The sequence below is a fragment of the Caballeronia sp. INML2 genome, assembly GCF_023631365.1.
Classification (GTDB): domain Bacteria; phylum Pseudomonadota; class Gammaproteobacteria; order Burkholderiales; family Burkholderiaceae; genus Caballeronia; species Caballeronia turbans.
Genome location: NZ_JALQDH010000047.1, coordinates 63,093 through 87,814 on the forward strand (window position 1 = coordinate 63,093; position 24,722 = coordinate 87,814).

The following is a 24,722-nucleotide window of genomic DNA, read 5'->3' on the forward strand; positions in this document are numbered from 1 at the left end:
ACCTACGGGTGGGAAGCGCGACGCCTGATCGGGATTCAGGCGAACACACGCAAATGCTCGGGCGCGAATTCGAGCGCGACGGGCGCGCCGGGCGTGAAGCCGTCGAGCGCCGCGGTGCCGAGCGGTACCTTGACGAAGCATTCGTCCTGCTCGCGCACGCCGCAGCGCATGCGGACGTGATCGCCGAAATAGATGAGGCTCTTCGCTTCGCCCGCGAGCGCGTTGATGTTGCCGTTCGCATGGCCGTTGCCTTGCGTGAGCTTCATGCGCTCCGGCCGGATGCACGCAATGGCCGGCGCACCCGGCTTCGCGTTCGCGACGTTGAGTCCGGACACACGCGTGCCGTCGGCAAGACGAATGTCGCAGAAGTCGCCCTGAATCTGCTCGATGGTGCCGCGCAGGCGGTTACTGTCGCCGATGAAGTTCGCGACGAACTCGTTGCAGGGCGCTTCATACAGGTGATCGACCGTGTCGAGCTGTTGCACGATGCCCTTGTCGAACACCGCCACGCGGTCGGACATCGTGAGCGCTTCGCCCTGATCGTGCGTCACGTAGACGAAGGTGACGCCGAGCTTCTCGTGCAGCGCCTTGAGTTCGATTTGCATATGCTCGCGCAATTGCTTGTCGAGCGCGCCGAGCGGTTCGTCCATTAGCACGAGCTTGGGCTCGAACACGAGCGCGCGGGCCAGCGCGATGCGCTGCTGCTGGCCACCCGAAAGCTGCGCCGGGTAACGCTTCGCGAAGCTTTCCATGCGCACCATCTTGAGCGCGTTGTTCACGCGATGCGCGCGCTCTTCGGCGGACATCTTGCGCACCGTGAGCGGATACTCGACGTTCTGCTGCACCGACAGATGCGGAAAGAGCGCGTAGTTCTGGAACACCATGCCGATGTCGCGCTTGTGCGGCGGCACCTTGTTCAGGAGCTTGCCGTCGAGCCAGATTTCGCCGCCGGTGGGGAACTCGAAGCCCGCGAGCATCATGAGGCAAGTGGTCTTGCCGGAGCCGGACGGCCCGAGCAGCGTGAGAAATTCGCCCTGATAGATGTCGAGATCGAGCGATTTGACGACGAGCGTTTCACCGTCGTACGTCTTTCGCACACCGCGAAAGCTGACGATCACCTGATCGGATTTCATCTTCCGTGTCTCCTTCGGAAAACCCTGATACTGCCGACCGCCTTCGGCGCCCGGAAATTATTTCCACTGCTTGCGATAACTATAGCCCGTTACGGTTCTACAATGGGGAGCCATTTCAATATTCAAAATAGAACCACTTGAGCGCGCCGGCCAAGCGGCTCCGAGCGGTGGGAGACTTCATGGATACGATCATCCTGGCCGACTGGCTGAGCGCCCGGCTCGACCGGTCGGCCACCGAGCCGATGTACCGGCAAGTGCTCGAACTCATGCAGCAGGCCATCCTGACGGGCCAACTCGCGCCGGGCACGAAGCTGCCGAGTTCACGCACGCTGGCGACCGATCTCGGCATCGCCCGCAATACGGTGCTGCATGTCTACGATCAGCTCACGGCCGAAGGCTACGTGACCTCGACGACCGGCAGCGGCACCTATGTCGCCGACACCGCGCCGCGCGATGGCGTCGCCGGCAAGAAAGCGCGCGCCGAGGAAACGAAGGCGCCGTGCACGATCTCGCGCCGCGGCGAGCGTCTGATCGCGCAGGCGGGCGTGTCGCCGAAGCAGTGGGGCGCATTCATGCCGGGCGTGCCGGACGTCGCGGAATTCCCGGCGCGCACGTGGAGCCGCTTGCAGGCGCGCCTGTGGAAACGCGCGAGCCCCGAACTGCTCACCTACGCGCCCGGCGGCGGCTATCGGCCGCTGCGGCGCGCACTGTCCGATTATTTGCGCGTCGCGCGCTCGGTGAAGTGTCACCCGGACCAGATCATCATCACGACGGGCATTCACCAGTCCATCGATCTCGCCATGCGCCTGCTCACCGATTTCGGCGATCGCGCGTGGGTCGAGGAACCCTGCTACTGGGGCGTGCGCAGCGTGCTGCAGTCGTCGGGGCTGACGCTCGTGCCGATTCCCGTCGACGACGAAGGGCTCAATCCCGCCGCGCGCGACATGGCCGAGCCGCCGCGCATCGCGCTCGTCACGCCATCGCATCAATATCCGCTCGGCATGGTGATGAGTCTCGCGCGGCGCCGCGCATTGCTCGAGTTCGCGCGCCAGCACAAGGTTTGGATCATCGAGGACGATTACGACAGCGAGTTCCGCTATGGCAGCCGGCCCTTGTCATCGCTGCAAGGGCTCGACGACGCGGGGCAGGTGATCTATGTCGGAAGTCTCGGCAAGATGCTCTATCCGGGCTTGCGCATGGGCTATATGGTGGTGCCGGACAATCTCGTCGATTCCTTTCGCACCGGCGTGGCCGAACTCTACCGCGAGGGGCAGCTGATGCAGCAGGCCGTGCTCACCGAGTTCATTCTGGATGGCCATCTGACCTCGCATGTGCGACGCATGCGCGGTCTGTACGGCGAGCGGCGCGAACTGCTGATCAACGCGATCCGCGCCCGCTTCGGCGATTCGCTGCCGGTGCGCGGCGATGAAGCCGGTCTGCACTTCGTGCTCGATCTGCCCGATTTCGCCGACGACCGGACGATCGCCGCCACCGCACTGTCCGCCGGTGTCGTGACGCGGCCGCTCGACAACTATTACCTGAACCGGCTCGCGGCGAGAAAGGGGTTGATGCTCGGTTACGCGTGCGTGCCCAACGATCAGATCGCACCTCAGTTCGCAAGGCTCGCGGGTGTCGTTGAGCAGGCGCTATCGTCAGTCACGTCGAAGCCGGCTGTTACGCCCATCGAAAGCGCAATGACGAAGTAACGCCAGTCGGTTACTGGATGCTTCGTTGCGCCGCCGCGATCGCGCGCACCACGCGCGCAAGCGCCTTCAACGCATCCGCGGGCGAGTCGGCGAATTGCGCGGCGACGATCGCGCCGTCCACCGCCAGTGCAAGCGCTTGCGCATCTGCTTTGGCCGTTCGCGAAGCCGGCATCAGCGTGCGGATCGCCGCGGTCATGTCGCGTTTGTGACGGCGCGAAATATCGACTGCTTGCGGCAACGTCGCCCCGACTTCGACGACCGAATTAATGAACGCACAACCCCGGTAATTCTCGCTGCCGAACCATTCCGCCAGCGCGGGAACGAGGGCGTTGAGCTTTCCGCCGTGGCGCGCGAGCGCATCGCGGAACCACGTGATCCAGTTATCGTGACGAAAATCCAGGAACGCGACGATCAGGTCGTCCTTGCTTGGAAAGTAGCGATAGAACGTCTTTTTCGCGACGCCAGATTCGGCGATCACGCGATCGACGCCCGTTGCGCGAATGCCGTCGCGATAAAAGAGACCGTGCGCGGTATGCAGAATGCGCGCGTCCGGGGCGAGCTCGGAGACATCGATGGGCGAAACTGAAGTATTCATGCAGTCGATTGTAGACAGGTTCGTCTACCTGCGCTAGAGTGCGCTCAGTAGACAGACCTGTCTACCTATCGCATCGCTTGACAAGGAAGAGGACTCGCCATGGAATCCAAGCCGCCGTTTCCCCCGTTCGATGAAGAATCTGCCAAGCTCAAAGTCCGTCTCGCCGAAGATGCCTGGAACACGCGCGAGCCCGAGCGCGTCTCGCTCGCGTACAGCGTGGACACGCGCTGGCGCAATCGCGCGGAGTTCGCGAACGGGCGCGAAGAAGTGGTCGCGTTCCTGCGGCGCAAGTGGGCGCGCGAACTCGACTATCGCCTGATCAAGGAGTTGTGGGCGTACAAGGGTAACCGCATTGCGGTGCGCTTCGCCTATGAATGGCATGACGATGCCAATAACTGGTATCGCAGCTTCGGCAACGAGAACTGGGAATTCAACGAAGCGGGACTGATGACGCATCGCCATGCCTCGATCAACGATTTGCCGATCAAGGAAGCGGATCGCAAATATCACTGGCCGCTCGGCCGCCGGCCCGACGAGCATCCGAGCCTGAGCGACCTGGGCTTCTGACGTGCAGCAAGCGGCGTGGCGGTTACTTCTTGATGCGCCGTACGGCATCGGCTGCCGCGCCGAGCTTTGCCTGCACCTTGCCCGCCATCTTTTCGGCGGTGCCGCGCATTTGCGTGCTGCGGCTTCCGGTTGCCTTGCCGACGGCTTCGCGAACGATGCCCTTCATCTGACGAGCCGTGCCTTCGATGCGGTTCTTGTCCATGATGTCCTCCGACGTTTTACGAGGTATGCGCCTCCATCGGAAAGACATTGCATCGATCGTGCCTGGCCGTTGTGCTACATATCGCGGCGGCGGCGGAACGCCCACCATCCGGCGAGCACGGTGAACGTCGCGACGATCGCGACCAGCAGCCAGAAGCCGTGATGATTCTCCGCGAGCGGAATGCCGCCCACGTTCATGCCGAAGAAGCCCGCGACGATGTTGATCGGCAAGGCGAGCACGGTGACGAGCGTGAGCGTGAAGAGCGTGCGGTTGCTTTGCTCGTCCATGCGCGTCGCGACCTCTTCCTGCAGGAGCTTGATGCGCTCGACGAGTCCGGCGAGATCGTTGAGCACGAGCGAGAACTCTTCGGTCGCGTCACGCAGGTCCTGAATGTCCTGCGAGTGCAGCCAGCGCGGTGGCCGCGCGAGCAGGCGGAACACGGAGCCGGGCTCGGGGGCGAGCAGACGCTGCAGCCGCACGAGCACGCGCCGCAGGCCGCCGAGATCGGTGCGGGTCGCCGCGCCGCGCATCGAAAGAAAACGATCCTCGATGCCATCGACCTCGACGCTCGTGCGCCGCACGATATGCACGAGCAGATCCGCCTGATCGCGCAGCAGATGCGCGAGGAGTTCGGCGGGCGAGCGAAAAAGCTCGCCGCGCCTCACCGACTCGCGCAGCGAGTCGACCGAACGCAATGGCTTGAGGCGCGCCGTGACGAGCAGCTTCTGATGCGTATAGACCCACAGCGTCGCGATCTCCGAGGGCGTCAGCTCGAAGTTGAACATCACATCGTTGATGACGGCCAACAGCGCGCCTTCCTGATGTTCGATGCGCGTCGAGTGCGAGCCTTCGTTGAGCGTCTCGAAGAATGCGTCGGGCAGACCGAGGCGTCCGCGCATCCAGCGCTCGCACGCACTGTTCGCGAGATCGAAGTGCAGCCAGACGAATTCCCGGGTGGTGTCGTCGCGGGCGAGCCATTGGCTCGCGGCTTCGGCATCGATCGGCTCGCCGGGGCGATCGACATGAAACCGGAAGCCGCAGACGAGCCCGGAAAAATCGGAGCCGTAGGGCGGTCTTTGCAGGGTAGCGGGATTCATGCGGGCATTCGGTTGCATTCTGGGGATGCGGCGCGTCCGCTGACGATGCGGCCTCGACGCTCTGCATATGCGCGGCGCCACGCGCTAGTGTGCCATTGGTCGCGCCCCGGATCGCGATCGTAATGCGCAAACCAGGAGTGAAACAATCGCCACCGGCACCTCGGTTCGTGCAAATATGGCTGTCATTTTGTCGGCGTATCATCGCGCCACGCAAGAGGGGCGCTCGCGCGGCGCCTCGCATCGAGTCGGCCGCGCGCGCGGGCTCGCGTGCCCACCTGAGGAGAAGGCAGTGGAAGACCGTGACGATCTGGACGGAGCAACGCAAACCACGGCGGGCGGGCTCGTCCGGCTCGCGTCGTTGATTGCGGGGCTCGCGCGCGAGGGCGTGATCGATACCCGCTTCGGCGCCAAGCTTCTGAAGCGCCTCGACAAGGAAGCGCAGCGAGTAGCCGGACCGGGCGCAGCGCCGCTCGACGAAGCGGAGCAGGCGGCGCTTTTCGGCGCGCTCGGCGAAGTCGATCTCGCGTTGCGTCAGTGCGACGCCGCATCGCTCGTCGAGGCGAATGCCCGGCTGCGCGAGTCAGAAGCGACGACGTCGGGAAAGCGTCGCAAAAGCAAAAAGGAGAGCGACGCGTGAGCTTTGCGGCGGGCGGGCGCGAAACCTGCGTCAGAGCCAGCATGTCGCTTTCGTGCCATGCCCATGCCCGTCTCCCTGCATTCCCCTCATTGCTCTCTGTGGACGGACCGTAGTGTCGACGTAGACCGCGATCCGTGGCGCATTCTCGTCGTCGACGACAACGCCTACAGCGCCGAAGCCCTTTCCGCCGCGCTGGAATCGGACGGCTTCGACACCCGCTTCGCACTCTCTGGCGTCGACGCGCTGCACGCGGTCAACGGCTGGGTGCCGCACGTCGTCATTCTCGATATCACGATGCCCGAGCACGACGGCTACGCGACCGCGCGCGTGCTGCGCCGGATCGCCGGTACGCGCGACGCGGTGATCATCGCGTTTACGGCACTGGGCGAGGAATTGGTGCGGCCCGAGGGCGTCCACTCGGGCTTCGACGGGTACTGCCAGAAGGGCAATCCGCCGGCCGAACTGGTTCGTCTGATCGGGCGGCTCGTCCACTGAAATCAAGCCGTTTATCGAACGCTAGTTCGATAATTAAATTGTTTCGTCCCTTGCAAACGACGCGCGATACCAACCTACGGCGCAAGGTCTTCGCTCCCATGTCCCACGGGCATCTGCGCGAGATTCGCACGCTCGTGCGGCCACGCATTGTTGGCCAAGAGCGAAAACTGTATTGAAATTTATGGGGATAAAAAAGCGATAGTAGGGGTATACACTGCATTCCATCGACGTAGCAGACAGTTTCTCGCAAGACCGCTGCGGCGCTTTCTGATTGAACGTCAACCGTCTTTGGAGCACACCATGAAACGCAACCTCATCGCTACCCTCCTGATCGCCGCTTCCGCCACGCTCGCCGCACCCGCTTTCGCAAGCGGCTATGGCCCGGCTCCGTTCTACCGTCCGGCCGTCGGCGCGCCGACGTCGCAACAAGGCCCGAGCGCACAAGCGATCGCCGCTGAAGAAAACGCCAACGGCGTGAACACTACCGCTTTCGGCGGCTCGCGTGACACGCTGGCGCAATCGGGCAACCGTGCGGCGCAATCGAGCAACAACCCGCAATCGGTCTTCTTCGGTCACTAATCGAATCGGCCGGCCCGGCTTATCCGCCGGGCGTATCGGCTGAAGGACTGCTTCGGCGCCCGCCGACGCGGACTCAAAAGGTCCGTGTTGCGCGGGCGCCGATCGTTTTTCAGGCGGCGTGCGCGAGCGCGCCGCGCATCACGTTGGCGAGTTCCGACGCCTCGAACTTCGACACATACGCGTTTGCGCCGACCTTGCGCACATGCTGCTCGTTCGCCGATCCCGACAGCGACGAGTGAATCACCACCGGAATGTGCATCAGCCCCGTTTCCGCCTTGATGCGGCGCGTGAGCGTGAAGCCGTCCATCTCGGGCATCTCCAGATCCGTGAGCACGAGCGCGATGTGATCCGCGACCTCGGTGCCTTCCTTCTGCGCTTTTCTGAGCGCGGCTTCCAGCACGTTCCACGCTTCCTGTCCCGTCTTGGTCATCACGAAGGGCACGCCCATCGCGGTGAGGCTTTGCTCGATGAGCGCCCGCGCGACGCCCGAATCGTCCGCCGCTAGCACGCGCGCGCCCGGTCTGAGCGTGAGCCGCCCGGTATTTTCCTCGGTGATATCGGTTTCCTTCGACGGCAGCACGTCGCGCACGATGCGCTCGACGTCGAGCACCTGCGCGAGCCGCGAGCCGTCGACGTTGCCATCCAGCCGGGCGAAGCTCGTCACGGTCTTGCCGCCCGAGTGCGATTCGGCAGACAGCACCTGATTCCATTCGAGCCGCACGATATCGTCGACTTCCTCGACTGCGAAGCCTTGCGTCGTGCGTGCGAACTCGGTGACGAGCAGGATCTTCAGCCCGTTCTTCGGCCGGCAGCCGGTGATGCGCGCGAGATCGATCACAGGAATGATCTGTCCGCGAATATCCGCGACGCCGAGAATGTCCCCGCTCGATCCGGCCACGGCCGTGATCGTCGGCATCGCGAGAATCTCGCGCACCTTGAACACGTTGATGCCGTAAAGCTCGCGCTGTTCCGAGCCCGGCGCCTCACCGAGCCTGAACAGAAGCAATTCGAACATGTTGCTGCCCGCGAGCCGCACGCGCTGCTCGATATCCTGCTGTGAACTGCTCACCTCGTTCTCCCTCTAAGCGGTGCATCGCGCCGCGTTGCCGTCGTGTATGTGATTAGCGGCATTTGGCGACGAAACTGAAGCGGAAACAGAAGTCGAATCAGGCGGCACGCAGACTGATTCGCGCGGCACGCCGCACCTTCCACGTCGCGTCGTTGATCTATACTTTTTCGAATGGTCGGGTTAATGCCTATGAAGGCATGGCGCGCGAGGCTTTACGCTCACAAAGGCGCAAGACAACCCGTCGCCCAGGCGCAACAACGTTCCCCGCTCATAACGGAGGCGCTCGATGGCAACAGTCGCACAGGTTCTGAATTCGAAACCCGACCAGACGGTCTATACGATTGCCGCAACGGCATCGGTCTTCGATGCGATCAAGATGATGGCCGACAAGCATATCGGCGCGGTGATCGTCACAGAGGGCGATGAAATCGTCGGCATCATGACCGAGCGCGACTATGCGCGCAAAGTCGTCCTGATGGACCGCGCGTCGAAGCAGACGCCCGTGCGCGACATCATGACCTCGCAGGTGCGCTACGTGCGCCCCGATCAGACCACCGACGACTGCATGGCGCTCATGACCGACAAGCGCATGCGCCACTTGCCGGTGATCGATAACGGCAAGCTCGTCGGCATGATCTCCATCGGGGATCTGGTGAAGAACATCATTTCGGAGCAGCAGTTCACCATTCAGCAGCTCGAGTTCTACATTCGCGGCGAGCACACGTAAGCGCGGGCGGTCCGGCTGTAAGCCTTTCGTTATAATCGGCAGGCTCTGCGCGCACGCACGGAGCTTGTTTTGCCGTGCACGTCTCGCGCGGATAACGAAGGAGCGCCGCCCATGACTCCCACCGCCGCATCCGCCGAAAGAGAAAAGACGCTCGCCGCCGACGCGCCGTTCTTCATCGTGATGAACGCGGGCTCGGGCCGCCACCAGGCCGACGCCACACGCACCGTGCTCGAGCGCGAACTCGGCGCGGCGGGGCGGCGCTTCGAATTGCGCGTCGTCGACGATCCGCGCCGCCTCGCGAGCATCGCGCGCGAAGCCGCCGCGGCGGCGTGCGAGCAGGACGGCGTGCTCGTCGGCGCGGGCGGCGACGGCACGCTCTGCACGGTCGCGCACGCGGCGCACGACGCCGGTTGTCCGTTCGCCGTGCTGCCGCGCGGCACGTTCAACTACTTCAGCCGCGACCACGGCATTCCCGCCGACCTCGAACAATCGACGCAACTTCTGCTCGATGCGCGCGCTTATCCGGTGCAGGTCGGCTTTGTCAACGGACGCATGTTTCTCGTCAACGCGAGTCTCGGGCTCTATCCGCGGCTGCTCGAGGATCGCGAAATCTACAAGCGGCAATTCGGCCGAAGCCGACTGGTCGCGCTGTGGTCGGCGCTCCTGACGATGCTGAAGCCGCATCGGCATTTGCGTTTGAATATCGATCACGAAGGCAAGACCACCGAAATTCGCTCGTCGACGCTCTTCGTCGGCAACAACCGGCTGCAGATGGAGCAGATCGGCATGCCGGACGCAGCGCGCGCGCTGGAACAGGGCTTGCTCGTCGCGATTGCGCCGCGCCCAGTGGGACGGCTCATGCATCTGTGGCTGTCGCTGCATGGCGCGGCGGGGCGTCTGTCCGATTCGGATCATGTCGTGAGCTTGACGTTCGAGCGCATCACGGTGACGCATCCGTCGAAGCGGCGCCGGCCGATCAAGATCGCGATGGACGGCGAGATTGCGAAGCTGCAGATGCCGCTGGAGTTCCGCGTCTCCGACAAGCCTCTTTTTCTGCTCAAGCCCGAACCGACGGTGGCCGAAGCGAATCGCTCATGACCTTGCTGTTGCAGATTTCCGATACGCATTTCGGCACCGAGCGGCCTCAGGTCGTCACGGCGCTGCTGCGTCTCGCCGATGCGCTGTCGCCCGATCTGGTCGTGCTGTCGGGCGACATCACGCAGCGCGCCCGCAGGCACCAGTTCGATGCGGCGCGCGCGTTCGTCGATACGCTCGGCGCGACGCCGACGCTCGTCGTCCCCGGCAATCACGACATTCCGCTCTTCGATCCGCTCGCGCGGCTCTGTTATCCGTATGCGAATCATCAGCGCGTGTTCGGCGCCGATCTCGAGCCGAGCTTTCAATCGCCCGAACTGCTCGTGCTCGGCGTGAACACGACGCGCGCCTACCGTCACAAGGACGGCGAGGTGTCGATGCAGCAGATCAGGCGCGTCGCCGCACGTCTCGAGACGGCGAGCGCGGCGCAGTTGCGCATCGTGGTCACGCATCAGCCGGTGGCCGTCACGCGCGCGCAGGACGAAAAAAACCTGCTGCACGGACGCGAGCGCGCGGTGCAGCGCTGGGCGCGCGCGGGCGCGGACCTGATTCTCGGCGGGCATATCCATCTGCCTTACGTGCTGCCGCTGCACGATACCTTCGCGGGTCTTTCGCGCCGCATGTGGGCGGTGCAGGCGGGCACGGCGCTGTCGTGGCGCACGCGCGGCACGATCGACAATTCCGTGAACGTGATTCGCCACGACGCGCGAGCGGGCGACGGCGGCGCGCGCCAAACCACGGTCGAGCGCTGGGATTATTCGGAGACGAGCGAAGCATTCGAGATGATTGCGCGCCACGATCTCGCGCTCGACGGCGCGAAACCCGCGGTCGCTGTCACGCTGCCCGGATGACGAGCTCCGCGAAGCCCGTCGCGGCGTCGTGCTCGCGCGTGTAACGTTCGCCCGGCAGGTTCGCGACGACGATCTCCGCCGTCGTGCGCACGATGCAGCCCGGCGTGACGTGGCCGCCGCACACGCGGCCGTCGGCGTCGGACACGCTCATGTGCAGGTGCGGACCTTGCGCCGATAAAGTCCCGGCGAGCGACAGGATTTCGAAATCGCCATGCAGTTCTGCGGCTTCGTCGCGGCCCGCATAGCGTAAGCGGGCGACGCTCAGGCTGCCGATTCCCTGAAGCACGAAAGCCGCCGAGAGCGCGCGGGTGCGGAATGCGTGGTCGAGCGCGGCGCGCAGGTCGTCGCCGGGGGACAGACGAAGGGTCATCGCGTGCATGAATGAAAGACTCCGGCCGGATCGCACTCAAGACTACACGCTTGCGGATCGTGATGGCATCATGGGCGCGACCCGTCCCGGCTATTTCTCATTCGTGGAGACGCCATGAGTTTCGAACTGAAGATGCTGGCCTGGACGCTCGTGCTCGCGCTGGTGCAGGTATTGCTCCCGGCCGTGGTGCGCAATCGCGAAGTCGGCATCAAATATCAGACTGGCCCGCGCGATGCCGCCACGCCGCCGCCCGGCCGGCTTTCCGGCCGGCTGATGCGCGCACAGTCGAACTTGTTCGAAACGCTGCCGATTTTTGCGGTCGCGGTGCTGATCGTGCACGTGACGGGGCGCGAGAACGCGCTCACGCATTACGGCGCGCTCGCGTACTTCGTCGCGCGCCTCGTCTACGTTCCGCTTTACGCGGCGGGCGTGCCGTTCGTGCGTTCGCTGGTGTGGCTGGTGTCGGTCGTCGGCATCGTGCAGATTCTCGTTCCCATCATCTGACGAGAGGAGTGAAGGGCAATGACCGATCAACCTTCGACCATCGAGATCGAAACCGCGCCGAATCCCGCATTCGCCGTCATCCTGATGCACGGCCTCGGCGCCGACGCCAATGATTTCGTGCCGCTCGTGCCCGAACTGCGTCTGGCCGATGCGCCCGCTGTCCGCTTCGTGTTTCCGAACGCGCCGGAGATCGCCGTCACCGCCAACAACGGCTACGTGATGCGCGCGTGGTATGACATCCTCTCGTTCGAGGGCATCAACCGGCGCGTGGACGAGGCGGGCATCGTGCAATCGGTGGCGCGCGTGCGGGCGCTCATCGAAGAGCAGAACGCGCGGGGCATTCCGAGCGAGCGCATTTTCATCGCGGGCTTCTCGCAGGGCGGCGCGATGACTTATCACGCGGGCCTGACACACCCGGAGAAGCTCGCGGGGCTGATCGTGCTGTCGGGCTACATTGCGTCGGAAGGGCTGATCGATGAATCGCTCTCCGAGGCGAATCGCTCGATTTCCATTTTCGCCGCGCACGGCAGTTTCGACGATGTGCTCAATGTGAGCCTCGGCGAGCAGGCGTGCGAATTTGCGCGCGCGCAGGGTTGCGATGTTGAATGGCATGCTTATCCGATGCCGCATTCTGTTTGCATGGAGGAGGTTGAGGCGCTGCGGGGGTGGTTTGGGGCGCGGTTGGCGGTTTAGGCTTTCGCCGGATCCCGTTTTCGTATTGGTTTATTAGCACTGCCCCTGTGCGGGGCGGCAGTCACTTTCTTTGCTGCTGCAAAGAAAGTAACCAAAGAAAGCAGCTTGCTAGGCCCGCGGTCACACGCAGTTTGGCCATGCTTGCCAGCCCATCGTGGGCTCAGTAGCGAGTGCCCTCATAGGCCCCATCGGGCGTGGATCGCGCACGGTCTGTCGCCTCGCACCGCTTCACTCACTGGCTCAGCACCAAATGGCTCCGGCCCGCTTCGCGGCCGTTGGGTCGATCGGGTCCGCCCGTACGTCCTTGCTTTCATCTCACCGCATGGGTCATTCGCTGGTTTCCCTTGCGGACCCGACGGCAACGCGTAGCGCTGTGCCGGAGCTGTTTCGTGCTGAACCTGTGTCCTTGTAGCACGGAGCGACTGCCGCCCCCGCACGGGGCAATGCTAATCAACCGGCACGAGCATTCTGTACCTCGTCATGCCGTCTCGTTGCAAACGCCACCGATCAACGCGAGCATCCCGCGCCGCAATTCCGCCGGACTGACCGGCTTCGAAAGCACATCCTGCTCACAGGCAAGCGGCACGATACTCGCCGCCGGTTCACCGGTCACGACAAGACACGGACACGGCCGCCCGAGCCGCGCCGCCCCGAGCATCGCCACTTCGCGGGCGGTCTTGGCATCGCGCAGCCGGAAGTCGGTGATGATGAGATCGGGGAACCGCTCGACGTCGCCGAGTATCGACTCGAACTCCTCGAAGCTCCCGGCGGAGTCGTAAAGCACGCCCCATTGCGACAGAAGCGCTTCGGTGGAGGCGCGCACGAGACCATCGTCTTCGACCAGCAACACGTAGCGGCCGTTGAGCTGCGCCGTTTCGTCCGCTTCGGAGCGCGCCGGCGCGCGCGCCGATGGCTTGTCGGGCGACGGCCCGCACAGCGGCATTTCGAGGGAAAAGCGCGAGCCGCGCCCTTCGGTGGACTTCAGTTCGATACGATGCTGGTCGAGCATCGACATCACCGCATTGACGATCGACAGCCCGAGGCCCAGCCCCTTGTCGCGGTCCTGTTCGGGATTATCGACCTGGAAGAACGGCTGGAAGATCGCGTCGAAATAATCCGCCGGAATGCCGATGCCGTTATCCAGCACGTCGATGCGCGCGCGCGTCGCGGAGCGCACCACGCCGACGATCACCGTCGGCTTCGACGATTTGTTCTGGTCCGCATACTTGATGCCGTTCGACACGAGATTCGCGACCGCGCGCCCGAGCCAGTGCGCGTCGCTGCGCACGCAGACCACGTCTTCCTTCGGCAGCCGCAACCTCAGTTCGACGCCCCGGCTCATCGCGAACGGGCGCAACTGCTCGGCGGCCTCCTCGACCGTCTGCCGCACGTCGAACACGTGATAGCGCGGCACGACGCGGCCCGATTCCAGCCGCGACAGATCGAGCACCGCGTTCAGGAGCCGCGCGAGGATCACGGACGAGCGCCCGCATTCGTTGATGAGCCGCTCGGCCTGATCGAATTCCCCATTGCGGATGGCTTCGGCGGCCGCTTGCAGAAACAGATTGAGCGCGTGCATCGGCTGACGCAGGTCGTGCGTCGCGGCGGCGAGGAAGTTGGACTTTTCGCGGCTCGCCGTCTGCGCGGCGATCATCTGCTGCTCGCGCAGCGCGAGCAGCGCGTTGGTCTTGTTCTCCTGATCCTTCTTCGAGACTTCGAGCTCGCGGTTCTTGCGCCCGAGCGACACGTTGGCCGTGCGCAATTCGTCATTGAGCGACGCGAGCGCGCGCTCCGAGCTGTAACGCTCGCGCGACACGCGTTCGGCGTGCGTGCAGACGCCATGCCCCACGACCACGACGTTGAACATATAGAACAGCCCGGCGAAGAAATCCTCGGGGTTGAGCAGATGAATGGTGATCTGCAGGACGACGATCGACGCGAGCGTGATGATGCCGGCCGTCAGCGCGACGCGTGAGCGCAGATAGAAAAAGCTGAACTGGAAGAACAGCGCGAGACACAGCCCGATGAAGTGCTGCGTGTAGTTGTAGGGCGCGGGCGTGATCGCCACCATCGCGAGGATCAGGCACAGCAGGCCGTAGATGCCCGTGAGAATGATGCGCTGCGAGCTCGCGTGCGAGCGGAACGACGGCCGCAGCACCAGCACGCCGACGAAGAACAGCAGCGCGATGCCCGCGAAGCGCAGCGCGAGGATATCGGCGAGGCGCGAATCGAGCGCCTGGTTGCCGCGGGCGAAGCTGAAGTCCCACCAGAGAAAGCATGTCCAGATGGCGAGCGCGAGCAGGGTCGACGCACGCCGGAACGCGCAGAAGCGCTGGCTGTGGTCTTCCAGAAACTGCGCCTCCAGCACGGGGTCGGTAAACGGCGCCGGAATCGAAAGATTGCGTACCAGGCTCGCGCCGGCCTCACGGGCTGCCGCGAGAAGAATTCCTGGATTGCGCACGCCGGCGGCGCGTTGGGGGACGGCCATCTTCATGCTCGCTCACGGAATCGGGATATCTACTTTAGGCCAATGCGGTCATACAAATACGCCTTTTTTTAGCAATCAGCCGATAAAGCCGGAAAATATTGCGTCTTTTTGAGGCGTGTTCTGGCGAAGGGGGAGGAGGAGGAGAGATGGGCAGCGTCGGTCTCGAGAGCCGATCGGCGAGCGTCCGATTCTCGCCCGCCGATTCGAAGGACAGCCACATCAAATGCCCCCCGCACGATGACGAGGGCGGGACTTCGGATAGCCGCTCAGCTTTTTGGCTTGGCCTTGGTCGTGCGCTTCGTGACCTGCATTTCCTTCGTGCCTGCGGCCTTCGCGGGCGATGCCTTGCTGCCGGCCGTTTTCTTGCGGCTCGACATTTCAGTTTCAGCGGGTTGGCTCGCTTGAGCCTTGCGTGGGGATGGCATGCTGACCTCCTTCAGTGTGTGTCCATATCGACACATTGATAACCATAGGATGCGGTCAGCCGGTATTCAAGACCCGGCGGGGCTTGCGCGTGACGTACCGGCCAAAAAAAGCTTCTGAGGACGAAGCATTTCGATGCGATGCGCGGCGCGTCCCGTGCTCAACGGATGAGCTTCAACCCCGCGGGCAACGTTTCGCCGAAGACGCGCCCTTCGTCCGCGCGATCGAGTTCGACGGTCTCGCGGACCATCGAGACCCACGCCTGCGCCGCGCCCATCGCTTCGAGGCGTTGCACGACGGCCGCGCGCGCTTCGTCTGGCAGGTCGCGCGAGCGGTCGCCGGTCATGCGGGCGATCTGCACGGCGGCGAACGCGGCGGGGTCGATCTTCTTCCAGTCGAGCGCGAGGATGGCGTCGAGCCAGGCGACGGCGACATCCGGCGGCACGACGCCGTGCGCGCTGCCATAGAAGGGCGCGCGCGCACCGATGCGGCCGACCGCCCACCAGCTCTGCACGTTCTCCGAAGGCTTTTTCAGGCGCGTGAGCAGCCACTCGCCGACCTCGATCTTGCGCTCGACGGGCACGCGTTCGAGCGATGCCGCGAGCCGCACCATGTCTTCGTAGCCCGCGCGCGCCGCACCCGCAGCCTTGCGATAACGGCTCGTGCCGGGCGGCTGAAGCACGAAGGCCATGTCGTCCAGAAGCCTCAACTGCGCCGCTTCGGGAAGTCCGCCGGCGGTGCGGCGCCAGAGCGTCCACCATTCGGACCAGATCTGGCTTTCGTTGCTGTACTGGATGCCCTGATCGAAGAGCGTCCACAGTTGCTCGACGCGCCACTCGTCGAGCGGGTGCCCGAAGCCCGGACGCATGCAGTAGCCCGTGAGATTGAGCCACAGGCGCTCGTGATCGGCGCTGCGGCGGCGCTTCTTCGCGCGCTCGAACAAAGCGCCGAAGAGCTCGCGCAGGAGCGCGATGTCCCAGGTGTCGCGCGCGCCGAGCGTCTGTTCGAGTTGCGCGCGCAGGCGCTTGACTTCCTTCGGGCCGACGTCGTGCGACTTCGCGCCGAACGTGCGGTCGATCAGCTCGATGGCCTTCGGCAGCGCCGGATGGGGTTCGCTCGCGGCGTCATCGGTCTGCGGCGCTTCGCGGCGCAGCTGAAATTCGAGCAGCCAGCGTTTCGCGGGATCGTCGACGGCGGTGCAGTGCATCTCCAGCGTGCCGACTTCCGTGAGCGATGTCGTCAGCTGGACCGGCGTTTCGCGCGCCCGGCCGTCGTTCGCGGCGCGCGGGTCGACGACCGTCGCGATCGGCGGCAGGCGCACGAAATCGCCCGATGCGGCCGCGAGGTCCGCGAGTTCACCCGCCGTGTACGCCGTCTCCGCCACCGACGACGCCAGGTGAAAGCGCACCGGCGCGCCGAGCGTGAGCGCGAAGGTCCGGCCGGCGAGATGGATCGGCTGGCCTTCTTCCGTGCCGCGCGGCAGGACGCAGACGCCGCGCATCGCGTTGGCGTCGTCTTCGAGCAGCAGGAAGAAACTGCGCGCCGAGCCGCCGCCGATCTTCGGCGCATGACCCCCGCGCGCGAGCGCATAAGCGACCGCGCCACGCGCGACCGCGACATCGGGATCGTGGTTCGCGAGCACGTTGACCGGTTCGCCGCGCCAGCCGGAAAGCGTATCGGCGATGCGGCGCGCGAGCGGACCGGCCCGAAACACGCCTCCGTTCAGCAGCAAGGTATCGGGAACGGCGAGCGTTTCGGCGGGGACGCCGAGCGCCTTGCGCGCCTCGCCCGCGTGCTGGCCGAGAAAGGCCGCGATATGCCGCGTGATGGCCGGATCGCTCGCATACGGCAACCCGAACTCGACGATGCCGCCGCGTGAGCGGCCGGGACGATCGTCCACGGACACCTTCGGAAAAAAGCCTTCGACGATGATCTGCTCGATCTCGTCGCGCGTGATATCCGTCGAACGCGCGCCGCCGATGAGTTTCGCGCCCGCGCCGAGCAGCGTGATCGACGCGGAATCAGGCGCTTCGTCGCCGAGCAACTGCTCCTTCGCGGCGCGGCAGCGTTCGACGAGTTGCGAGAGACGCGCGGCGGACAGGCGCGCGTCGCTGCCCGCGAGACGCCGCTCGGCGAGATGCGCGAGGGCGAGATCCATGTTGTCGCCGCCGAGCATCAGATGGTTGCCCACGCCGATGCGCGTGAGCACCGGCTCGCCGTTTTCCATCGCGACCTGAATGAGCGTGAGGTCGGTCGTGCCGCCGCCGACATCCACGATCATCACGAGCCGCGTGGCGGCGAGTTCGCCGGCGAGCGTCTCGCGATGATGAAACAGCCAGTCGTAGAACGCCGCCTGCGGCTCTTCCAGCAGCCGCAGCGTCTCCAATCCCGCCATGCGCGCCGCTTCGAGCGTGAGGGCGCGCGCGCCTTCATCGAACGAGGCGGGCACCGTCAGCACGACGTCTTGCGCGTCGAGCGGCGCATCCGGAAAGCGCTCGTTCCACGCCGCATGCACGTGCGCCAGATAGCTCGCGCTTGCAATGACGGGCGAGATTTTTTCGACGTCGTCGCCCGCGCCCCACGGGAGAATCGGCGCGAGGCGGTCGACCGCTGCGTGGGACAACCAGCTCTTCGCGCTCGACACGAGCCGTCCGGGCACCTGCGCGCCGAGCGTCCTCGCGAATCTGCCGATCACGGCGGGCGCTTCCATCTCGCCCCACGGCAGTTGCAGATCCTCGGACTTGAGCTCGCCCGGCGCATAGTGATAGCGCAATGACGGCAGAAGCGGTTGCGCGGCCACTTCGCCGGGACCGACGAGCTGCTCGATCTCGAACACGCGGATATCGTTCGATCCGGCCGGCGCATAGGCGACGACGGTATTGCTCGTGCCCAGATCGATGCCGACGCTGTACCGCGCGCCCGAGGCCTTTTTCTTGCGCGGGGACACTTACAGGCCCATGCCCTGATCCGCGCGCATGTCGCCACTCAGGCCGCCGCGCACATCGAACTCGACCTTCCAGCGCTCGGACGAACCGCGCGGAATCGCTTCGAGTTCGAGCGTGCCCGCTTCGGTCACGCGCGCATGCAGCTTGACCGGCACGACTTCGCCGGGCGTGCGGCCTTCGGGCGGCAACGACGCCTCGATCTCCTCGAGCTCCTGCAACTCGTCCGGTTGCCAGTATTCGAGCAGCGTGCCGACCTGATCCTGCCGGCGGACCGACGAGCCGAAAAAGCGGAAATGCACCGGCTCTCCGACGACGAGCCCGAACTCCTGCGCGGGCAACTCGGCGTCGGTGCCTTCCTCCATGCCGAACGGCGCGACACACAGCGCCTGCACGGGCGGCTCCAGCCCGGGCACGGCCGGCATCGCCGATTCGACCGCGACGTAGTACGCGCGCGCCGTGCCGCCACGGATGCGCACGCCCTTGCCGCGCCGCACGTAGCCGTAATAGGCCGCGCCGCGCGCGACCGCGAGATCGAGGTCCGCGCCTTCGAGCAGACGCGCGGGCGGCGCGCTTTCGGCGGCGAGCCAGGCATTGAGCGTCGTCATCACGCGCTCGACGAGCAGCGGCGACTTGAACACGCCGCCGTTGAAGAGCACGACGCTCGGATGCAGCAGCGTCGCGCCTTGCGGTGCCTGATGCCGGAGGCCTTCGACTTCGGCCAGCGCGTTGACCTGACGGCCGAGGAACGCGGCGAGATGGCGCGTGACGGCGGCGTCCTGCGCGTAAGGCAGACCGAGTTGCGTGAGACCGACGCGCGCGCGCGACACGGGCCGCGCGGATGCGTCGACTTGCGGGAAAAAGCCTTCGAGCAGGATCTGCGTGAGTTCCGCGCGCGTGAGTTCGGTGCGCAGCGATCCGCCGATCAGCTTCGAGCCGCGGCTCGGCACGACGAGCGGCACAGCTTCGACCGTCGGATCGGAAAGCAGCGTTTCCTTCGCCGAGCGGCATGCGTAGGTGAGGGCGCGCAACTGCCACGGATCGGGCTGCGTGCCGAGCGCTGCGAGCTTGCGCGCGACCGTGTGCGCGAGCGCGAGGTCCATGTTGTCGCCGCCGAGCAGGATATGTTCGCCGACCGCGACGCGATGCAGTTCGAGATTCCCTTCGCGCTCGACGACTGCGATCAGCGAGAGGTCGGTCGTGCCGCCGCCGACATCGACGACGAGAATCACATCGCCCACCTTGACCTGCTTGCGCCAGCCGCCGGCCGACTTCTGGATCCAGCTATAGAGCGCGGCTTGCGGCTCTTCGAGCAGCGTCATGCGCGAATAGCCGGCGGCCGCGGCGGCTTCGGCGGTGAGTTCGCGGGCGGCGGGATCGAAGGACGCGGGAATTGTCACGGTGACGTCCTGCCGGTCGAACGGCGCGTCCGGATGCGCGTGATTCCACGCCTCGCGCAAGTGCGTCAGATAGCGCACCGAGCTTTCCATCGGCGATACGCGCTCGACTTCCTCGGGTGCATCGGACGGCAGGATAGCCGCGCGGCGATCGACGCCCGGATGGCACAGCCAGCTTTTCGCGCTGGAGACGAGGCGGATCGGCGTGCCCGCGCCGCGGCTCCTCGCCAGTTCGCCGACGATGAACGTGCGCTCCTGCGTCCACGGCAGCGTGAGATCGCCGGGCGCGAGCTCGTTTTCGTGCGGCAGATAGAGGAAAGAGGGCAGCAGATCGCGCTCTTCGGCGGCGCCGGGCGCGGTCAGTTGCGAGATCGGCAGCACGCCCTGCGCGGTTTTCTCGCCGTCGCTCGCGCTCATGTCTACATAGGAGAGCGCGCAATGCGTCGTGCCGAGATCGACGCCGATCGAATAGCGCGCCTGATTCTCGTTGCTGTCGATATCGCTCACAGTTCCACCTCCGCCGGCGCGACGATGCTTGCATCATGGGAGGGCGCGAGCTTCGGCAGGCGCGTGTCTTCGACCTTCCAGCCGCGATGGCTCACCTGGCCGTTGAATGGCGCCTTGCCGACGACATTGCCGGTCAGACGCACCGCGGCCGCATCGAACCCTTCCTGCAGCGTGACGCGGCTGCCTTCGGCTTCGGTGCGCACGGGCTTGATCGTGAAGTGCTCGCGCAGCACCGCGCGGCAGCCGTCGTGCACGAGGCGGGCGGCCGCGCCGATATCGGCGTCGCTGTAATTGACGATGTCCTCTTCGACGAAATCGATGAAACGCGCATCGCGTTGCAAAAGGCCGAGCAACTGAAGCGCGGCGACCGGGCTTGCTTCCTTCAGCACGGACGGCGCGGGCTGCGCGGGTGCGGGCGCCGGCGCGGCGGCCACGGGCGCGGCGGCGGGCCTGGGCGCTTCGGCTGCGAAATCGGGCGCTTCGGGCGCTTCGGGCGCTTCGCGCAGGCGCTGCACGCGGCCCGCGAACGCTGCATTGCCCAGAATGCCGAAGAAGGCGCCGAAGGCAATGCCTATCCTGCCGAAAAAGCCTGGATTCATGTCGGTCATGTGATGCTCCTGTAGGCCGCGCGAGGACGACCCTATCCTCGGGCGGCGCGGGTGGCCGGTGTTCGGTGCCGTATCGGCGGGGGTGATGCCGGGATGCTGCCGGTGCGCGCGGCCCTCGGGCCGCGTCGTCCGCGAAAGCGCGGCAAAGCATGAAAAGCGCTTCGGCGTTTATACCGTATCCCGGTATTTTCCATGATGTCGCGCGTCGGCCGGAAAAAAGCGCGGGCGAGGCGCGCGGCGGCGGGCCTCATTCTCGCGATTTGCGCGGTCAAGTCAAGGCGCGGCGCGGGTTTCCGGCGTTTCGGGCGTTTCGGGCGCGATTCAGGCCTTGTAGCCGATCTTGCGCAGCAGGTCCTTGCGCCACTGGACGTCTTCGGCCGTCTCGACGCCGAGGGGCGGCAGCCCATCCACGACGCCGACGATTCCGCGTCCCTGATCCGTCTGAGCGACGAGCACCTGCGTCGGATTGGCGGTCGCGCAGAAGATGCGGCAGACCTCCGGCACGGTCTTCACCGTATTGAGCACGTTGACGGGAAAGAAGCCGTCGCCGAGCACGATGATGAAGCTGTGTCCCGCGCCGATGGTCTGCGCATTGCGCGCGGCCAGCTCGACGAGCTTTTCGTCCGTACCCGACGTGCGCACGAGCCGCTTGCCCGACGCCTCGCAGAACGCGAGCCCGAAGCGAATGCCCGGCACCGCGCCGACGAGCGCCTCGTGCAGATCCTCGACCGTCTTGATGAAATGAGACTGGCCGAGGATGAAGTTGGTGTCCTCGGGCTTGTCGATGGCAATGGCGAGCAGTTCCATGGCGGATCTCCGTTGCGCGCTGGAAATTCCATGGTAGGCGCTTTTCACGCGCGCATTTCGAACCCCGCGAGATACCCCGCCGCGTCGCCGCCGTCCCAAACCCGGCGATCGCAGAGGGTGGCCGCGCGCCGCTCCTCGGGCAGCGCAATCCCCGACGCCCGCGCCGCGTCGCGATAAAGCGCGGTCTGATTGACGCTCGCCGCGACGGCTGCGTCGTCGATATCGGCATCGAGCATGCCCCAGCGCCGATACTGCGTGATGAACCACAGCCCGTCCGATACGCGCGGATAGTTGACCGCGCCGCCATCGAAGAATCGCACCGGCAGCGCGCGCGCATCGCCGCCGTCCGTGGCGACGAGGCGCGGCTCGATCAGCGCGCGCGGCACGCCGAGCAGTTCAGCCGACGCCAGCGCCTGCGCGATCTCCTTACGATGGTCGCTCGAATCGAGCCATGCGCAGGCGTCGAGCATCGTGCGCACGAGCGCGCGCGCCGTCGCCGGGTAGAGCGCCGCGAAATCGCGCCGGCAGGCGAGCACCTTCTCCGGATGATCCGGCCAGATCTCGCTCGTGTACGCGACCGTTTTGCCCGCATTGCGCGCCTCGGCCACCGCGTGCCACGGCTCACCCGCACAGAAGCCGTCGAGCGCGCCTTCGACGAGCGCATCGGCCATGCGCGGCGGCGGAATCACGACGCTCTGGACATCGCGCAAGGGATGCACGCCGTGCGCCGCGAGCCAGTAGTAAAGCCACATCGCGTGCGTGCCGGTCGGAAACGTCTGCGCGATGACGGGCCGCCGCCCGAGCGAGGCCAGCGCGTCCTTCACGCTCGCGCCGTGCTCGATCGCATCGGCGAGCGGACGCGACAGCGTGATCGCCTGGCCGTTGCGGTTGAGGACCATCAGCACCGCCATGTCCGCCCGCGGCCCGCCGATGCCCAGTTGCACGCCGTACACGAGTCCATAGAGCGCATGTGCGGCGTCGATTTCGCCGGATAGCAGCTTGTCGCGCACGGCGGCCCACGAAGGCTGACGGCACAACTCGATCTTGATGCCGTGCCGCGCGCCGAGTTCGCGCAATGCCGCGACGGCGAGCGGCGCGGCATCGGAAAGGGCGACGAAGCCGAGCCGCAGATGCGTGCGTTCGGGCGCGGGAGAAGTCGTGTCGGGGGAGTTCATAGGTGTCGGTGGCGCTAGAACAGGTCGGACAGCGCGAGCAGTTGACGCGCGATCTCCGCGACCTTCACGCCCTGATCCATCGCGCGCTTGCGAAGTGCCGCATAGGCATCGTGTTCGGACATGCCGCGCTTGTCCATCAACAGACGTTTCGCGCGGTCGATGACCTTGCGCTGCTCCAGTTCATCCTCGACTTTGGCGAGACGCTGGCGCAATTGCGCTTCATGCGCGAAGCGCGCGAGTGCGACGTCGATGATCGGTGCGAGCCGCGCGGGCGCGAGCCCTTCGACGGAATACGCGGTGACGCCCGCGCCGACCGCCGCACGAATGAATTGCTGGTCCGCGTCGTTGCTGAACATCAGCACGGGGCGCGGCGCGGCCTTGTTCATCACGGCGAGCTGTTCGAGCGTATCGCGCGAGGGCGATTCGGTGTCGATGATGACGACATCGGGCTTCTGACTCTCGACGGCCTTGTGCAAGGCCGACGGCGCGGCGACTTCGGCGAGCATGTCATAGCCCATGCGGGCGAGTTGCTCGCGCAAATCGCCGATGGGCTTGTCGGTGTCGGTGACGAGAAGAACGCGAAGCATGCGGGACGCGGAGGAGGTCATGCGAAGAACGGCAAAAGCGGCTCATATGACTTTAGCGCGCCGCCTGCCGTTTGAGAACCCGCTTCAGGCTGCATGGGCCAGGCCGTTCGCGCTCGCGGCGTGCGTCGTGAATTCAGCCGCTTCTCCAATCGCACCGCCGATGAGGATCACCGCGGGACTGCCGAGACCGGCCGCCGAGGCTTCTTCTGCGAGACGGCCGAGCGTCGTGACGAGACGCCTTTCCTTCGACGATCCCGCGTTCTGCACGACGGCCGCGGGCGTATTCGAAGGAAGCGCTTCCATCAACGATGCCGTGATGCTCGCGATGCGGCTCATGCCCATATAGATCGCGAGTGTGGTGCCGGTGGCGGCGAGGGCGGCCCAATCCGGCTGACTGTGATCCTGCATGTGCGCGGTGACGAAGGTCACGCCCTGGCAATGATCGCGATGCGTGAGCGAGATGCCGAGTCCCGCCGCCGCCGCGAAGCCCGACGACACACCGTTGACGATATCGACCGGAATATGCGCTTCACGCAGCGCCGCGATCTCCTCGCCGGCGCGGCCGAAGAGCAAAGCGTCGCCGCCCTTCACGCGCACCACATGCAATCCCTTCCTCGCATAGCGCTGCATGAGGCGCTGAATGAACGCTTGCGGCGTCGACTTGCAGCCGCCGCGCTTGCCGACGCGAATCACGCGCGCATGCGGCGCGAGCGTGACGATGTCCGCGTTGGCCAGATCGTCGACGAGCAGGATGTCGGCGGCGGCGAGCGCCTTCGCGGCGCGCAGGGTCAGCAGGTCGAGATCGCCGGGACCTGCGCTTAACAGAGTGACTTTGCCTTGGATGGTGCTCATCGTTGCTTACCTGTTCTGCGTACGTGCGTATGTGCGTATGTGGGGCGCATCGGCGCGGCAAACGCCAATAGCGTCCGCTCGTGTCGCTGCACGATGGGGACGCCTTTGTCCTTGCTCTTTTGCTTCGAGATGCCGCGAGCGCCGTTGCCCGCAGTGGTTTTCTCGATGCAATAAGCGGGCCATTGCGCGAAACAAGGACTGGGTCGCGCTCGCCGCACTGTGCTTGTGCGCGCTCGACACACGCGGCACCGCTTCGGCGCGAATGTGCTTCGTTCCAGTGACTGAACGGACGAACCGGTTGGTACAAAATCCGGCGCGAAGAACGAGGTCGATGTTCGCGCGTTCGCACGTCATCAGTGCTGCGTCGCACCATCGCTGTGCCCGCCTGCATCGAAACGCGCCGTGAAGCGCGTGCGCCCCGGCAGTGCATGCGTTGCGCAAAGCCGTATGCAGCAAGCCTCTTCGGCCGATGCGTCGCGCATGGCATAGCCCTTGCCTTATGTCTTGCCATCGGATCAACGGCGATCCGTCCTGAATACAGCGCCCGACAGGTGAAGAACGTGCGGGCATCGGACAACGGCGTCCCCCGCATCGGCTTCCCGGTCGATGCGCGGGA

25 protein-coding genes are annotated in these 24,722 nt (G+C 65.4%); 10 read left to right on the top strand and 15 right to left on the bottom strand.

Annotated features, from left to right (window positions below; all coding sequences use genetic code 11):
- Positions 1-35: 35 nt before the first annotated feature.
- Positions 36-1,133, bottom strand: a complete 1,098-nt coding sequence (locus tag NCT32_RS16280; protein ID WP_061115984.1) for an ABC transporter ATP-binding protein — start codon at positions 1,131-1,133, stop codon at positions 36-38.
- Positions 1,134-1,312: 179 nt separating this feature from the next.
- On the opposite strand from NCT32_RS16280, the gene NCT32_RS16285 reads away from it, so the two are divergent.
- Positions 1,313-2,839 carry a PLP-dependent aminotransferase family protein gene (locus NCT32_RS16285; RefSeq protein ID WP_061116117.1) on the top strand — a complete coding sequence of 509 codons (1,527 nt, stop codon included), beginning with the start codon at positions 1,313-1,315 and terminating at the stop codon, positions 2,837-2,839.
- Between the two features lie 10 nt (positions 2,840-2,849).
- On the opposite strand, the gene NCT32_RS16290 is transcribed toward NCT32_RS16285, so the two are convergent.
- On the bottom strand, positions 2,850-3,434 hold the full coding sequence (locus NCT32_RS16290; protein WP_061115983.1) for a TetR/AcrR family transcriptional regulator: 585 nt from the start codon (positions 3,432-3,434) through the stop codon (positions 2,850-2,852).
- A 99-nt stretch (positions 3,435-3,533) separates the two neighbouring features.
- Here NCT32_RS16290 and NCT32_RS16295 point away from each other — a divergent pair, with 99 nt between their 5' ends.
- Positions 3,534-4,001: a nuclear transport factor 2 family protein gene (locus tag NCT32_RS16295; RefSeq protein WP_061115982.1), complete on the top strand. Its 468-nt coding sequence runs from the start codon at positions 3,534-3,536 to the stop codon at positions 3,999-4,001.
- Positions 4,002-4,023: 22 nt separating this feature from the next.
- On the opposite strand, the gene NCT32_RS16300 is transcribed toward NCT32_RS16295, so the two are convergent.
- Both NCT32_RS16300 and NCT32_RS16305 read right to left on the bottom strand, forming a co-directional pair.
- Positions 4,024-4,203 (bottom strand): CsbD family protein, encoded by a 180-nt coding sequence (locus NCT32_RS16300; protein WP_061115981.1) that lies wholly within the window; start codon positions 4,201-4,203, stop codon positions 4,024-4,026.
- A 74-nt stretch (positions 4,204-4,277) separates the two neighbouring features.
- Positions 4,278-5,300, bottom strand: a complete 1,023-nt coding sequence (locus NCT32_RS16305) for a transporter (RefSeq protein ID WP_096031943.1) — start codon at positions 5,298-5,300, stop codon at positions 4,278-4,280.
- 289 nt (positions 5,301-5,589) lie between these two features.
- On the opposite strand from NCT32_RS16305, the gene NCT32_RS16310 reads away from it, so the two are divergent.
- From NCT32_RS16310 to NCT32_RS16320, 3 genes are all read left to right on the top strand, one after another.
- Positions 5,590-5,937 carry a hypothetical protein gene (locus NCT32_RS16310; RefSeq protein ID WP_061116116.1) on the top strand — a complete coding sequence of 116 codons (348 nt, stop codon included), beginning with the start codon at positions 5,590-5,592 and terminating at the stop codon, positions 5,935-5,937.
- Between the two features lie 63 nt (positions 5,938-6,000).
- Positions 6,001-6,432 (top strand): response regulator, encoded by a 432-nt coding sequence (locus NCT32_RS16315; RefSeq protein ID WP_061115979.1) that lies wholly within the window; start codon positions 6,001-6,003, stop codon positions 6,430-6,432.
- Between the two features lie 300 nt (positions 6,433-6,732).
- Positions 6,733-7,011: a hypothetical protein gene (locus NCT32_RS16320; protein ID WP_061115978.1), complete on the top strand. Its 279-nt coding sequence runs from the start codon at positions 6,733-6,735 to the stop codon at positions 7,009-7,011.
- Positions 7,012-7,120: 109 nt separating this feature from the next.
- Here NCT32_RS16320 and NCT32_RS16325 read toward each other — a convergent pair whose 3' ends face one another.
- Complete coding sequence (locus NCT32_RS16325; RefSeq protein ID WP_061115977.1) at positions 7,121-8,080, bottom strand: chemotaxis protein; 960 nt, start codon at positions 8,078-8,080, stop codon at positions 7,121-7,123.
- Between the two features lie 286 nt (positions 8,081-8,366).
- On the opposite strand from NCT32_RS16325, the gene NCT32_RS16330 reads away from it, so the two are divergent.
- From NCT32_RS16330 to NCT32_RS16340, 3 genes are all read left to right on the top strand, one after another.
- Complete coding sequence (locus NCT32_RS16330; protein ID WP_061115976.1) at positions 8,367-8,807, top strand: CBS domain-containing protein; 441 nt, start codon at positions 8,367-8,369, stop codon at positions 8,805-8,807.
- Between the two features lie 111 nt (positions 8,808-8,918).
- Complete coding sequence (locus NCT32_RS16335) at positions 8,919-9,905, top strand: diacylglycerol kinase family protein (RefSeq protein ID WP_061115975.1); 987 nt, start codon at positions 8,919-8,921, stop codon at positions 9,903-9,905.
- On the top strand, positions 9,902-10,753 hold the full coding sequence (locus tag NCT32_RS16340) for a metallophosphoesterase (RefSeq protein ID WP_061115974.1): 852 nt from the start codon (positions 9,902-9,904) through the stop codon (positions 10,751-10,753). Before NCT32_RS16335 ends, NCT32_RS16340 begins: the two co-directional genes overlap by 4 nt.
- On the opposite strand, the gene NCT32_RS16345 is transcribed toward NCT32_RS16340, so the two are convergent.
- Entirely contained in the window at positions 10,737-11,132 is a 396-nt protein-coding gene (locus NCT32_RS16345) for a PPC domain-containing DNA-binding protein (RefSeq protein ID WP_061115973.1), read from the bottom strand. The genes NCT32_RS16340 and NCT32_RS16345 overlap by 17 nt on opposite strands.
- Before the next feature lie 105 nt (positions 11,133-11,237).
- On the opposite strand from NCT32_RS16345, the gene NCT32_RS16350 reads away from it, so the two are divergent.
- A complete protein-coding gene (locus NCT32_RS16350; protein WP_061115972.1) occupies positions 11,238-11,627 on the top strand; it encodes an MAPEG family protein in 390 nt (129 codons plus the stop codon).
- A gap of 18 nt (positions 11,628-11,645) precedes the next feature.
- Positions 11,646-12,320 carry an alpha/beta hydrolase gene (locus NCT32_RS16355; protein WP_061115971.1) on the top strand — a complete coding sequence of 225 codons (675 nt, stop codon included), beginning with the start codon at positions 11,646-11,648 and terminating at the stop codon, positions 12,318-12,320.
- Between the two features lie 478 nt (positions 12,321-12,798).
- On the opposite strand, the gene NCT32_RS16360 is transcribed toward NCT32_RS16355, so the two are convergent.
- The 9 genes from NCT32_RS16360 to cobA all read right to left on the bottom strand — a co-directional run bounded on the left by NCT32_RS16360 (position 12,799) and on the right by cobA (position 24,106).
- Positions 12,799-14,808 (bottom strand): hybrid sensor histidine kinase/response regulator, encoded by a 2,010-nt coding sequence (locus NCT32_RS16360; protein WP_061116115.1) that lies wholly within the window; start codon positions 14,806-14,808, stop codon positions 12,799-12,801.
- A 266-nt stretch (positions 14,809-15,074) separates the two neighbouring features.
- Positions 15,075-15,233 (bottom strand): hypothetical protein, encoded by a 159-nt coding sequence (locus NCT32_RS16365; protein WP_157697443.1) that lies wholly within the window; start codon positions 15,231-15,233, stop codon positions 15,075-15,077.
- A 158-nt stretch (positions 15,234-15,391) separates the two neighbouring features.
- Complete coding sequence (locus tag NCT32_RS16370) at positions 15,392-18,178, bottom strand: Hsp70 family protein (protein WP_061115970.1); 2,787 nt, start codon at positions 18,176-18,178, stop codon at positions 15,392-15,394.
- The gene (locus NCT32_RS16375; protein ID WP_250477347.1) at positions 18,179-20,077 is read right to left on the bottom strand and encodes an Hsp70 family protein; all 1,899 of its coding nucleotides are present in this window, start codon (positions 20,075-20,077) and stop codon (positions 18,179-18,181) included.
- A complete protein-coding gene (locus tag NCT32_RS16380) occupies positions 20,074-20,685 on the bottom strand; it encodes a DUF2760 domain-containing protein (RefSeq protein ID WP_061115969.1) in 612 nt (203 codons plus the stop codon). Before NCT32_RS16380 ends, NCT32_RS16375 begins: the two co-directional genes overlap by 4 nt.
- A gap of 321 nt (positions 20,686-21,006) precedes the next feature.
- Positions 21,007-21,492: an adenosine-specific kinase gene (locus NCT32_RS16385; protein WP_061115968.1), complete on the bottom strand. Its 486-nt coding sequence runs from the start codon at positions 21,490-21,492 to the stop codon at positions 21,007-21,009.
- Between the two features lie 44 nt (positions 21,493-21,536).
- A complete protein-coding gene (locus NCT32_RS16390) occupies positions 21,537-22,667 on the bottom strand; it encodes a CmpA/NrtA family ABC transporter substrate-binding protein (protein ID WP_250477348.1) in 1,131 nt (376 codons plus the stop codon).
- Between the two features lie 14 nt (positions 22,668-22,681).
- On the bottom strand, positions 22,682-23,254 hold the full coding sequence (locus NCT32_RS16395; protein ID WP_061115966.1) for an ANTAR domain-containing response regulator: 573 nt from the start codon (positions 23,252-23,254) through the stop codon (positions 22,682-22,684).
- An 84-nt stretch (positions 23,255-23,338) separates the two neighbouring features.
- On the bottom strand, positions 23,339-24,106 hold the full coding sequence (gene cobA / locus NCT32_RS16400) for a uroporphyrinogen-III C-methyltransferase (RefSeq protein WP_250477349.1): 768 nt from the start codon (positions 24,104-24,106) through the stop codon (positions 23,339-23,341).
- Positions 24,107-24,722 lie beyond the last annotated feature (616 nt).

What these genes read in the sequence shown, in the direction of transcription:
- NCT32_RS16280 (WP_061115984.1), bottom strand. Translation starts at nt 1,133, where the DNA reads ATGAAATCCGATCAGGTGATCGTCAGCTTTCGCGGTGTGCGAAAGACG.
- NCT32_RS16285 (WP_061116117.1), top strand. Translation starts at nt 1,313, where the DNA reads ATGGATACGATCATCCTGGCCGACTGGCTGAGCGCCCGGCTCGACCGG.
- NCT32_RS16290 (WP_061115983.1), bottom strand. Translation starts at nt 3,434, where the DNA reads ATGAATACTTCAGTTTCGCCCATCGATGTCTCCGAGCTCGCCCCGGAC.
- NCT32_RS16295 (WP_061115982.1), top strand. Translation starts at nt 3,534, where the DNA reads ATGGAATCCAAGCCGCCGTTTCCCCCGTTCGATGAAGAATCTGCCAAG.
- NCT32_RS16300 (WP_061115981.1), bottom strand. Translation starts at nt 4,203, where the DNA reads ATGGACAAGAACCGCATCGAAGGCACGGCTCGTCAGATGAAGGGCATC.
- NCT32_RS16305 (WP_096031943.1), bottom strand. Translation starts at nt 5,300, where the DNA reads ATGAATCCCGCTACCCTGCAAAGACCGCCCTACGGCTCCGATTTTTCC.
- NCT32_RS16315 (WP_061115979.1), top strand. Translation starts at nt 6,001, where the DNA reads ATGCCCGTCTCCCTGCATTCCCCTCATTGCTCTCTGTGGACGGACCGT.
- NCT32_RS16320 (WP_061115978.1), top strand. Translation starts at nt 6,733, where the DNA reads ATGAAACGCAACCTCATCGCTACCCTCCTGATCGCCGCTTCCGCCACG.
- NCT32_RS16330 (WP_061115976.1), top strand. Translation starts at nt 8,367, where the DNA reads ATGGCAACAGTCGCACAGGTTCTGAATTCGAAACCCGACCAGACGGTC.
- NCT32_RS16335 (WP_061115975.1), top strand. Translation starts at nt 8,919, where the DNA reads ATGACTCCCACCGCCGCATCCGCCGAAAGAGAAAAGACGCTCGCCGCC.
- NCT32_RS16340 (WP_061115974.1), top strand. Translation starts at nt 9,902, where the DNA reads ATGACCTTGCTGTTGCAGATTTCCGATACGCATTTCGGCACCGAGCGG.
- NCT32_RS16345 (WP_061115973.1), bottom strand. Translation starts at nt 11,132, where the DNA reads ATGCACGCGATGACCCTTCGTCTGTCCCCCGGCGACGACCTGCGCGCC.
- NCT32_RS16350 (WP_061115972.1), top strand. Translation starts at nt 11,238, where the DNA reads ATGAGTTTCGAACTGAAGATGCTGGCCTGGACGCTCGTGCTCGCGCTG.
- NCT32_RS16355 (WP_061115971.1), top strand. Translation starts at nt 11,646, where the DNA reads ATGACCGATCAACCTTCGACCATCGAGATCGAAACCGCGCCGAATCCC.
- NCT32_RS16360 (WP_061116115.1), bottom strand. Translation starts at nt 14,808, where the DNA reads ATGGCCGTCCCCCAACGCGCCGCCGGCGTGCGCAATCCAGGAATTCTT.
- NCT32_RS16365 (WP_157697443.1), bottom strand. Translation starts at nt 15,233, where the DNA reads ATGCCATCCCCACGCAAGGCTCAAGCGAGCCAACCCGCTGAAACTGAA.
- NCT32_RS16380 (WP_061115969.1), bottom strand. Translation starts at nt 20,685, where the DNA reads ATGACCGACATGAATCCAGGCTTTTTCGGCAGGATAGGCATTGCCTTC.
- NCT32_RS16385 (WP_061115968.1), bottom strand. Translation starts at nt 21,492, where the DNA reads ATGGAACTGCTCGCCATTGCCATCGACAAGCCCGAGGACACCAACTTC.
- NCT32_RS16390 (WP_250477348.1), bottom strand. Translation starts at nt 22,667, where the DNA reads ATGAACTCCCCCGACACGACTTCTCCCGCGCCCGAACGCACGCATCTG.
- NCT32_RS16395 (WP_061115966.1), bottom strand. Translation starts at nt 23,254, where the DNA reads ATGCTTCGCGTTCTTCTCGTCACCGACACCGACAAGCCCATCGGCGAT.
- cobA (WP_250477349.1), bottom strand. Translation starts at nt 24,106, where the DNA reads ATGAGCACCATCCAAGGCAAAGTCACTCTGTTAAGCGCAGGTCCCGGC.